The 9,741-nt window shown below is 56.8% G+C and carries 7 protein-coding genes and 1 pseudogene; 2 read left to right on the top strand and 6 right to left on the bottom strand.

Features of this window, described 5'->3' with window-relative positions; translation table 11 throughout:
- The 3 genes from repC to repA all read right to left on the bottom strand — a co-directional run bounded on the left by repC (position 1) and on the right by repA (position 3,601).
- On the bottom strand, positions 1-1,209 hold the full coding sequence (gene repC / locus RHE_RS31175; RefSeq protein WP_011053503.1) for a plasmid replication protein RepC: 1,209 nt from the start codon (positions 1,207-1,209) through the stop codon (positions 1-3).
- A 155-nt stretch (positions 1,210-1,364) separates the two neighbouring features.
- Entirely contained in the window at positions 1,365-2,390 is a 1,026-nt protein-coding gene (gene repB, locus RHE_RS31170) for a plasmid partitioning protein RepB (protein ID WP_004672729.1), read from the bottom strand.
- A complete protein-coding gene (repA, locus tag RHE_RS31165) occupies positions 2,387-3,601 on the bottom strand; it encodes a plasmid partitioning protein RepA (protein ID WP_011053501.1) in 1,215 nt (404 codons plus the stop codon). Before repA ends, repB begins: the two co-directional genes overlap by 4 nt.
- A gap of 434 nt (positions 3,602-4,035) precedes the next feature.
- Here repA and RHE_RS33170 point away from each other — a divergent pair.
- Together RHE_RS33170 and RHE_RS34945 are read left to right on the top strand one after the other, a co-directional pair.
- Positions 4,036-4,659, top strand: a pseudogene (locus RHE_RS33170) (acyl-homoserine-lactone synthase).
- A gap of 353 nt (positions 4,660-5,012) precedes the next feature.
- Positions 5,013-6,104 (top strand): zinc-dependent alcohol dehydrogenase, encoded by a 1,092-nt coding sequence (locus RHE_RS34945; RefSeq protein WP_309506636.1) that lies wholly within the window; start codon positions 5,013-5,015, stop codon positions 6,102-6,104.
- A gap of 6 nt (positions 6,105-6,110) precedes the next feature.
- Here the strand turns inward: RHE_RS34945 and prs are convergent, their stop codons facing one another.
- Genes prs through RHE_RS31140 form a run of 3 tightly spaced genes read right to left on the bottom strand, consistent with a single transcriptional unit; the run spans position 6,111 to position 9,696 of the window.
- A complete protein-coding gene (gene prs, locus RHE_RS31150) occupies positions 6,111-7,052 on the bottom strand; it encodes a ribose-phosphate diphosphokinase (protein ID WP_011053499.1) in 942 nt (313 codons plus the stop codon).
- A 2-nt stretch (positions 7,053-7,054) separates the two neighbouring features.
- On the bottom strand, positions 7,055-8,122 hold the full coding sequence (locus tag RHE_RS31145) for a nucleotidyltransferase family protein (protein WP_042120134.1): 1,068 nt from the start codon (positions 8,120-8,122) through the stop codon (positions 7,055-7,057).
- The gene (locus tag RHE_RS31140) at positions 8,104-9,696 is read right to left on the bottom strand and encodes an IS66-like element ISRel15 family transposase (protein WP_011053350.1); all 1,593 of its coding nucleotides are present in this window, start codon (positions 9,694-9,696) and stop codon (positions 8,104-8,106) included. Before RHE_RS31140 ends, RHE_RS31145 begins: the two co-directional genes overlap by 19 nt.
- Positions 9,697-9,741: the final 45 nt, after the last annotated feature.

Raw genomic sequence — 9,741 nt, 5'->3', positions numbered from 1 at the left:
TTACCCAGCCCTCAAACCGCCTTGCCCGTTGGCCTTCAACAACGCCATTATCATCGGGCCAAGCGAGAATTCACCGCGCTCACTTCGGCGCGTTAGATCCCGCAGATAGCCTCCAGGAGAGTTGATGAAGTTAGCCCTTTCCAGGATGCACGCAATTGCCACCGCAGCATTCTCCGGTCCTAGCGCCTCGCAGGCATCCTGGTAGGCGGAAGGGCTTACCCCCAGCATAGATCGAACCACCACAGCGGCAGACATCAGATCTCGCCAGCTTCCCACGCCGCGCGGTGCATAGTCGCTGATCATCGGGCACGCCTTGAGCACCAATCCCAAGGGGAACGCCCTTTGCGATTCATTCTTCGGCTGAAGGCTCAAGCTCGCCTTTGCCCCCTGCTCCTTTTCGGAGCGTGGTTCAGATTCATTTACGGATTCGGGTTTTGAATTCTGTATGTGCTGCTCGATATGAGCAGCATTGGTGCTAATTTTTTCAGCATTCTCGAGGTTTTCCAAACGATTAAGCACTTCCTCACGGAGCATCTCCATTTCATTGAGAACGCTAGTGACCCCTTCAAGGGTCGGAACGCGCGGAATTCTGCTCGCGAGCGCAATGTAGATGTCCTCGGTCGTCTTCCAATCGCCGTCGGCGCCCTCGACCATTGCAGCAGTAATAAGTTTGCGAACATCCCGCCGGCAAATTGTAAGGCTCTCTTTGGCTTTCCTGAGCGAGGCTCTCTCGGCCGCCACTCTTTGCGCCAACATCGCCAACTCTTCCGATCGCGCCAGGAGGGGCGACAGGTCGAAGCCAAAAGCATTCTCGATCTGGCCATCGTCGCCCTTGCGGGCGAAGCGCTTGCCATTGGCGCTATCCTTACGGACGATCAACCCCGACTCCACCAGAATGGCAATATGCCGCCGCAACGTTGCGCCCGCCATTGCATGCGCCCGAAGCGCCAGTTGGGCATTCGAGGGGAAGACAATCAATTGTGCATCCTGACGCAACTCATTGTCAGGATAAAAACTCAAAAGTGCGTCAAGAACAGCCAGACTGTTCGACTGGATCTTGAGCAGTTCCATCGCGGCGGAAGCGTCTCTCAACACTTTCCACTTATCGGCAGCTTTTCCATGCTTGATTTCCATTGCCGCCTGGCGCCGCACGAGCGCAAGCGTCATTGGCCGCCGCCCGAACGGCGTCGCTACATTCCCCGACTGCATTGTCTCTCACCTTTCAGCAGGCAAAGGAAATTCGCTCACCAAAACGGCGCCAAAGACTCTTGACGAGGATTCGAGGAAATGCGATTCTGTTCTTGCTACAGAGACAGAAGGGCTTCCACGACGGCGACGTTGAGGGAGCTCTTTTCTTTTGCGGGTTACACTCCCTGTTTCCGTTGATGCTTTGCGCGATGCTCCTGGTAAAGCGCCGGCAAATGCTCGAGTACGAAAGCCGCGAAATCCGGCGTGGCTTTCCTGTCAATGGTAATTTCTAGCTTGCTCTTGCTCTGCGTGACCTGCGCAAGCCTGTCGCCATCGGGGGTCGACAGGACGTCTGGCAACCCGCGCGCAGTCCGACGCGGTTTCAGATGGTCGATCACTGCCTTGAACCGTTCCGACGACGGCAGCGCCTGCACCTCCTCCGAGGCAGCATATTTCGCAGCGCCTGCCGGAGGCGATGCTTTCTCAACCAGCTCTGCCAATTGCTGCCAACTTGGGCGTCCAACGCCTGGAGCGGCGCCGATGGCATCGATCAATTCAGAGGGGAGGGCGTCAACAAGCAGGAGCATCTTCGACAAGTTGCTTTTATCGATTGACATAGCCGCGATGACGATTTCTCGTGGAAACTGCTTGTTTAGCTTGTGTGCGAAACGTGCCTTTTCGATGAAGGTGAGGTCTTCGCGCTCATTGTTTTCCTGACCCTGTGCGACAACCAACTGCTCGTCCGTCAAGTCTCGAACAACCGCCTTGACCGGCAGTCCTAGCTCCGAAACGGCGCGCAGCCGGCGGTGTCCAAAGGCAACTTGGTAGTGCGCGGGTTTAACGGGATGAGGTCTCACAAGGATTGGGACCTGCTGTCCTTGCTCGCGGATGGATGCAAGAAGTCCTTCGATATCACCTTGCATGCGATCCTGAACGAAGGACGGCTCGATTGACGACGCGTTCAGTTCAACCACGGCCTGACCTTCGGCGAGACGCCGCTCGATCTCCTCGGCACGACCAAGACGATCATTTTGCTCGCGCAACGCGTTACCGATGTTTGCAGTCAGCTTCGTCGCTGGATCTCGTTCTTTTCTGGTCACGCCGAGAAGCGGCATGGAGCGAGTCTTTGCCGCTCTGTGTTCAGCAGCTGATGAGCTGTCGGGCGCGTCCGTGGTGACGTCAAGGAGGTGCTTCCGACTCATGTGGTTCTACCCCATGCTTTTTTGATTAGAGTTTCGATCTCGTCGTTGACGGCGTTCATCGCCTCTAAGGCCCGATCATAGGTCGAGCGCGTGAACTGTCCGCGCTCAACCTCAAAGAGGGTTTGATTCGTCAGGCCAGCGTCCGAAACGGCGGTCGTCTTGAGCATCGGAAAATTGAGGACATTTTCGCCGAAGATCGAACGCAGATAGCCCACCATCTGGTTCTGCGGGCCATCGCTCGGTTCAAAACGAGTGACGAGGTAGCGCATCCAATTGAACTTGAACTGGGCGCCTGCGTTCTCGATTTCCCGAAGGAGATTCGAGGTCATCGCCAGAAACTGGTTCATCGACATTACATCCAACATCTGGGGATGGACGGTGACGAGGATCGAGGTTGCGGCGGTCAGAGCTGAAAGCGTGAGATAGCCAAGTTGGGGAGGGCAATCGATAACGACGACATCGTAGTTGTCCGCGATGTCTTCGATGACCTGACTGATCCGACCGTAAAAAAGCGTGTCACCTTCCTTCCGGTTCATAAGCGCGCGCGGGGTATCGTGCTCAAACTCCATCAGTTCAAGATTGCCAGGAATTAGATGAAGATCCGGGATGTACGTTCCTCGGACAACCTGCTCGATTGGGACCTGCTCGTCATCATACCGGATGGCGCCATAGAGTGTTTCGTTCGGACCAACGTCAGTTTCTGGCTGACTGCCGAAGAGTGCGGAAAGGCTTGCTTGGGGATCAAGATCAATCGCGAGAATCCGGTAGCCACGCATTGCCAGGTACTGTGCCAGATGCGCGGCTGTCGTCGTCTTGCCCGAGCCGCCTTTGAAATTCATCACCGAGACGACTTGAAGCTGCTCCCCCGTGCGACGATGGGGCAGGTAGCGCCGGTTCCCGCGGCCAATCAGGTCCAGGTGCTTACGGATTGAATGAATATCTTCGATCGTGAACGTGCGTCGACCGCCAGGGCTCATACTAACGTGCAGTTCAGGCATTTCCGAAGCAGTTTGTCTAAGATAAGACTCACCGATGCCAAGCAATTTTGAGGCTTCTGACGGTGCAAAGGATCGAATGCCCTTTTCGGACGTCGGCGGGAAGACCTTGAGATGATGTGCTTGAAGTTGGCTGGAGAGAGCGTCAGCATGACGCTCCATCAATGCGGTCAACCCTTCGACGACCGGCGCTGTGTTTGCTGCGGTTTTCGCCATCTCAAAATCCATTTCCTGCAAGTGGCGGAACTTTTCGCGAAAGCGCTAAAGTTCCGCCACTAGCTATTAGAGCCGATTCTGCATTTTGAGCAAGGGGTTTTAGGTTAACGAAAGGCTAACGTGGATAAACCCGGAACGTAGAGTAAATGGATTTTTCCGTTTATATCCTGCAGCTTAGCAAGACCGCGGTACCGATTGGTCATGGTGTGTTTTATTGTGAATCCTACAAATGTGCCCCGGCGATTTAGACGAAAAGCAGAAGACCTCGGCAAAGTCGGTGATCCCCTTGCCGCGACTCACTCGCACAAAACCGTAAGCATTCGACAACGGACGCCCGATTCCAATTCGTGCAGAGTTCCCGGCGCCTAACGGCGGCGGAGAAATTCATGCAGGTATTCGCGATCTCGACACCAAAAATTTACTACGAAGCGTAGCTGCTTCAGGACGATCATAGGCTACGTGCGAGGATCTTTTCCACTCGCACTTGGGATGTAGAAGTAGTCGACGAGTGCGAGGCAGATGGGGTTGACGCTCTCGCCCCGACTGCCATCCTGGATGTCACCGCGGCTGGACCACTTGCAGGATGTGCACGCGATTTGTCTGCGATGGGACCGACCATGCTGGTAGACGTATTTCCGTCTCTGCTCCCGAAGGGCCGCCTGAACGCCAATCCCCTGATGGTCTAGAGTTCTCGCTTTTGCGTCGACACCTCGAAGAGTGGAGGGGAGGGGAGGGGAGATGGTTCCGTTCACGAGGCAACGCTGACCTTGTTCGCCGGCATCGTAGAATGGTGCCTGGGAGGTGGTCTCAGCGAAGTCGTTGCGGTAACGGATATCAGGTTCGAGCGAACTCTTGCTAGCGTCGAATGGCCTCTCCCGCGCTTGGGGCAGCCAGAGAAGATCGTTGCCACCACCGCCATCGCAGGCACGCGTCCAGCAAACGCTGAGACCTTTCTGATGTTGCGGCCGCCCAACTACCGATCTAGTTGCCGTCATCCTTCTCGGTGCGACTCGGATTGTTGGTCTGTTCGGTTCGAACCGGTGCGCCACGAAGGATGAAGCTTTGGACGATGTGGCGATAGGCTCTTAGGAGGGTTCGCGCGGGCAGATGAGGGAAGGCGACATGGCATCTTCGCAGAGATGAGGATGCATCGAAGAACGGGCTGGTAAACCGCGGCTCGTGTTTGAGGCTGGTGGCATTGACGCGGCCCAAGCGCTCCACTCTACCTTCAATAGTTTCGTCGCTCCTTGCGCAAGGGAACACTTCTGCCGCTTGAAACGTCCTTTGCCGTTTGCGCCGACGATATCTCCGAGAAGCTTGTCAAGACCCAGGACATAAGCAAGCCCGCCAGCAAGGCACGTGATTTCATCAGCTTTCTGACTGCCGCCTGTGGTTGTTGGCTAGATTCTGGATGCAAGTAAGTGTACATATTAGGATAGTCGGTGTGTCGGGGAGCGAGAGGTCTCGTATGGAGGTTCGTGGACTCGTAATTACTTGCCCCCGCAAGGTTGAAGAATGGACATTGTCGGTTCCACTCGCCGTATCGTCCGAAGTCGGTGTGCGGATAGAGTTGTGTGGACTCTGCACACCGGAGCAACGCGTTTATCGGGGCGCCAAGCCGACTTACCCCTATTGGGGCGGGCACGAGTTGTCAGGCACGATCGTGTCTCTGCCGGACGATGTACCGGATGGCCTGCGCGTAGGAGACCGCGTTGCGGTGCTTTTAATGCGCAGATGCGGCCAATGTCGTGCCTGCCGCCTCGGACTGGACAACCACTGTGCATATTTAAATCCTAAAGCGAGAGGAGGGGTGCCGCAGGGGCCGGGGGGATTGGCCAATTTTGTGGGCGTACCCGCCTATCAGGTTTTTTCCGTACCTTCCTTTTTGGCTCCCGAGCGTGCCGCGTTAGTTGAACCTGTCGCCTGCGTGGCACGCGGCATAAATAGGGCGCGTGCAAAGGCTGGAGACACTGTGGCCGTCATCGGCGGAGGCACGATGGGCCTTCTCCATTCGATACTTCTGACAACCAAAGGATGCGACGTTTACCTTTTCGATGACGACGTGGCAACGCATGGGCCTGTGATGTCGACCGGCGCCCATGCAACGGGGTCAGTTCATTCTCTGTCTGATCCGAAACTCGTCGAGAAATTAACGGATGGCTGGGGCTTCGACTGCATCTTTTGCACGCGCTTCGGTGTCAGAGGCATTCAGGGGGCCATAGCTGCGGCGTCACGCGGTGCCAGGATTGTACTCTACCAATCGATTCCGACGTCCGATTTGTTATCGGTAGGCGCTAACTTTCTGCATTACCGGGAAATTGAACTGATCGGCACCATAGCCCAAAGCGCGGACGACGTGAGAAATGCCATTCGAACCATCGTTGAACATGCCGCACGCTTCGACGTGCTGCAGGTCAATCTTTGGCCCTCGTCAAACGCCCAAGAGGCATTCGAGCAGGCGCTCGATCCACGTGTTAATCGCGTGATGCTAGATTTCAGGTAATGCTTCTCAGCGTGCCTGCAGCGCGCCTGCAATTTCGTTGCCGATCGAGACTACTTCGACACTGTCGGGGAAATTGTCGGTACGTCCGACGCTGTCGGTCACAACGATGCGGTCGATCTGAGACCGTCCCCAGTTTTCGTTCAGCGACGGCGTGAATATGGCATGGGCTGCGGCAAGGGTTATCTTGCGAGCGCCTGCCGCTTTGAGATGTGCGGCGGCTGAAAAAGCCGTCTGACCACTGTTGATTTCGTCGTCAATCAGGATGATCGTCCGGCCAGCAACGTCCCCCAGAATCTCGACGCTCTCCCGAAAGTCATCATCGTCTCTGCGGTGCTTGCGCATGACAGCGAATGGGCAGCCGAGCAGGGCCGCCAAGTGCTCAGCTCGCTTCGCTCCGCCGAAGTCCGGTGAAACGACCATGTCGCCATCGACGGCCGCAGAACCGAGATGGCGAACTAGGGCGGGAGCGAACTGAAGATTGACGACAGGACAGGCAAATGCGGCGCACAGCTGAGGAACATGGAGTTCGAAAGTTATCAGCCGATCTATACCGAGCGTTTCGATAATCCCCGCAAGGATTCGCACCGGTACAGGTCCGCCGTCGAAGGCAGGGCGATCCGAACGCGAATATGGGAGGTAGGGAAGAACAGCGGTAATCGTGCGGGGACCCCGCGCCCGCACGGCACCAAGCGCTAGGAACAACTCGAAAAGACGATCATGAACGCTGTCAGGAAATGTTTGCACGACCACCACATTTCCGCCAAGCCCGCCGTCGCGCGGAGTGACAGCCATCTGGCCATTGCTGAACACCTGCGTGTTTAGGATCGTTATTCCTGACCGCGTGAGGGCCCGATGGACTGTTGACGCAAACTTTGCAGAGGTTTCGGTTGCTGCGATACGAAGGTCGTTCGCCGCAGGATCTGTACGATATGGTGACTCGGGCGCCATATTTACGCCAGCTCAAGATCGTTAACAGTGGGAATAGACAGCAGTTTGGGCAACACGTCGCCCCAATCATGTTGAAGTGGTACCTCGGTTTGATCAGGTCGAATGAGCTCTAGGAACTCGGACGGTATGTCTATCCCACAGATGCGCTTCATCTGCGTCAGGACGAAATATAACGCCGGCCTCATCTCGTATTTGTAACCTATCGCAGCGACCTCCGCCCAGCTAATATTCGCCATTTCTTTGTGTAGAACCGCATGAAGATCGCCGAACATCAATAGTCGAAGCGAATTATAAAGGAAGGCCTCGTGATAAAGCCTGGCCGAAAGGAACCAGACGGCGCCAGTCGCGGATTGGACCTGCAATATGCGGCCTAGACCGTTTGCAAGACGCACGCCTGACCATATGTCTTCGACATCGATGCCGACGGAGAGATTTACATGCATATCAATGAAGATGGGCATGTGCAGCTTCTTCGCGGAATCGATGTATCCCTTTACGTGGCGGTAGCGCAGCTGGCGTGGCACCGCGGGACCAGGGAACGGAGATTCAACGGATTCTATCCTTACAAACACCGGCAAGGAATAGCTTTCGCGGAAGGTTTCGTCATCGAGTTCCTTTCGTTCCGGATGCCAGTTGCCATTTGAAGGGTCGAAAATACCGTGCCGGTAGCCGAGATCGAACATGAGCCGCTGCACGCGCTGCGCGTCAGCGGGCTTGACCATGATGTCGAGATCGGTCATCGGCCGTAGGAGTGGATCGGGATAGTGGAGAAGCGCGAGATCTGGTCCCTTCACCAGGAACCAGGCGATGCCGGCCCGATCCAGCGCATCCATGATTTCTGGCAGATTGCGAAATTCGAGTGCGGACCTGACCTTTGACATGACAGTCCAGCACTGAACGTAATGCGCCGCCTCAGTAGGCAATAGTGTCAACAAATCGAGGCGGCGCAAGTGATTCTCAAGCAGCGGCACCGTCCGATTATGCTCGGCGCGCCATACCACATAGGGCCAGTTGACAGGCTCCTTGCAGGTAAACGGCAAGCTGAGACCGTTCAGCGCGCGTAATTCCACGGCATGAGTGCATCGAGATCGCTGCTCGGCCAGCCGTTGGCGATCCGCTCAAGTGTTTGGGTGAGCCAAGCCTGCGGGTCCACGTTGTTCATCTTCGCCGTCTGAAGGAGCGTGGCGATAGTCGCCCAGGTCCTTCCACCGCCATCGCTGCCGGCGAAGAGACTGTTCTTTCTCGTGATCGTCTGGGGCCTGATGGCACGCTCAACGATGTTGCTGTCGAGCTCGATGCGGCCGTCGGTAAGGAAGCGTTCGAAGATGGAGCGACGCGAGGTGGCATAGCGGATCGCTTCTGCGAGCTTCGACTTGCCGGAGATCCGCGGCAGGGTCTTTTGCCACAGGGCGAAGAGCTCAGTGACAACTGCAGCAGATGTCGCCTGACGTGCCGCGACACGCGCGTCAGGGCTCTGCCCCCGGGCCGCCGCTTCCACCTCCCAGAGCTTTGCCATCAATTCCACCGTCTCGCTGGCTATCTTGGAGCTGTCCGAGGCGTGGAGTTCGTAGAACTTGCGCCTGCTATGGGACCAGCAGCCGGCCAGCATCACGCCGTCATTGCCGCCGTCAGATCGGGCAAGCTTGTTGTAGGCACCATGCCCGTCCACCTGAAGGATACCGCGATAGCCATTCAGATGCCGGGCGACGCGATCGCCAGCGCGGCTATCTTCGAAGCGATAGGCGACCATCGGCGGGCCACTACCGCCAAAGGGTCTATCATCCCTCGCATAAGCCCATAGCCAGGCTGTCTTTGCCGATCCGGATCCGGGCGCGAGCGTTGGCAATGTCGTCTCGTCCGCAAAGATGCGCTCAGCCTTCTTGATCTCGGCGAGGATGTAGTCGGCCAGGATATCGAGCTCGTAGCCGAGCTTGCCCATCCATTGGGCCATCAGCTTCCGGTCAAGCTCAACCTTGTCGCGTGCATAGATTGCCTCCTGTCGATAGAGCGGAAGGCCATCTGCATACTTCGAGACAGCGATCTGGGCGAGAAGCGCTTCCGTTGGAATGCCACCCTCGATGATGTGCGCGGGCGCGGCTGCCTGGATGACGCCGTCTTCGTTCTTGAAGGCATACTTCGGCCGCCGGGTGACGATGACGCGGAACTTCGCCGGCACGACGTCCAGTCGCTCCGAGACGTCTTCTCCGATCAGCACCTTCTGTTTGCCGATGTGTTCGTGCAGTTCATCCGGCTCGATCACCACTTCGACTCGTTCCAGATGAGGTGCAAAGCCCTTGCGCGGCCGGGGTGCACGTTTCGCATCGGGATCAGCGGCACCCTTGTTTACCTTGGCTCGGATTGCCGAGATACCGGTCTCGATTTCCTCGAAGACAAAAGCCTGCTGCTCATCATCGATGCCCGGAGAGCCGAGCTTTTCCGATTGCCGGCCGAAGCGGGCGCGATCGAAGGCTTTCAGGATCTGGGTCAGTCGCTCGATGCGTTCGTCGGCATCGGCGTTTCTGGCTTTCAGGTCTGCGACCTCGCTCTCGAGAGCATCGGTGCGCGCTGCCTTCTCGGCCATGGCAAGGACCATGGCTTTCAGGGTCTCTACATCATCCGGGAGCTGTAGATCGGGCGGCGTCATGAGGCCTACCAGAGCACAATTTGCTCCGGTTTTCCTGCCTTTTCA

This window comes from Rhizobium etli CFN 42, assembly GCF_000092045.1.
Classification (GTDB): domain Bacteria; phylum Pseudomonadota; class Alphaproteobacteria; order Rhizobiales; family Rhizobiaceae; genus Rhizobium; species Rhizobium etli.
This window is presented reverse-complemented; position numbering and strand designations above follow the sequence as displayed.

What these genes read in the sequence shown, in the direction of transcription:
- repC (WP_011053503.1), bottom strand. Translation starts at nt 1,209, where the DNA reads ATGCAGTCGGGGAATGTAGCGACGCCGTTCGGGCGGCGGCCAATGACG.
- repA (WP_011053501.1), bottom strand. Translation starts at nt 3,601, where the DNA reads ATGGCGAAAACCGCAGCAAACACAGCGCCGGTCGTCGAAGGGTTGACC.
- RHE_RS31140 (WP_011053350.1), bottom strand. Translation starts at nt 9,696, where the DNA reads ATGACGCCGCCCGATCTACAGCTCCCGGATGATGTAGAGACCCTGAAA.
- repB (WP_004672729.1), bottom strand. Translation starts at nt 2,390, where the DNA reads ATGAGTCGGAAGCACCTCCTTGACGTCACCACGGACGCGCCCGACAGC.
- prs (WP_011053499.1), bottom strand. Translation starts at nt 7,052, where the DNA reads ATGGCGCCCGAGTCACCATATCGTACAGATCCTGCGGCGAACGACCTT.
- RHE_RS34945 (WP_309506636.1), top strand. Translation starts at nt 5,013, where the DNA reads ATGCAAGTAAGTGTACATATTAGGATAGTCGGTGTGTCGGGGAGCGAG.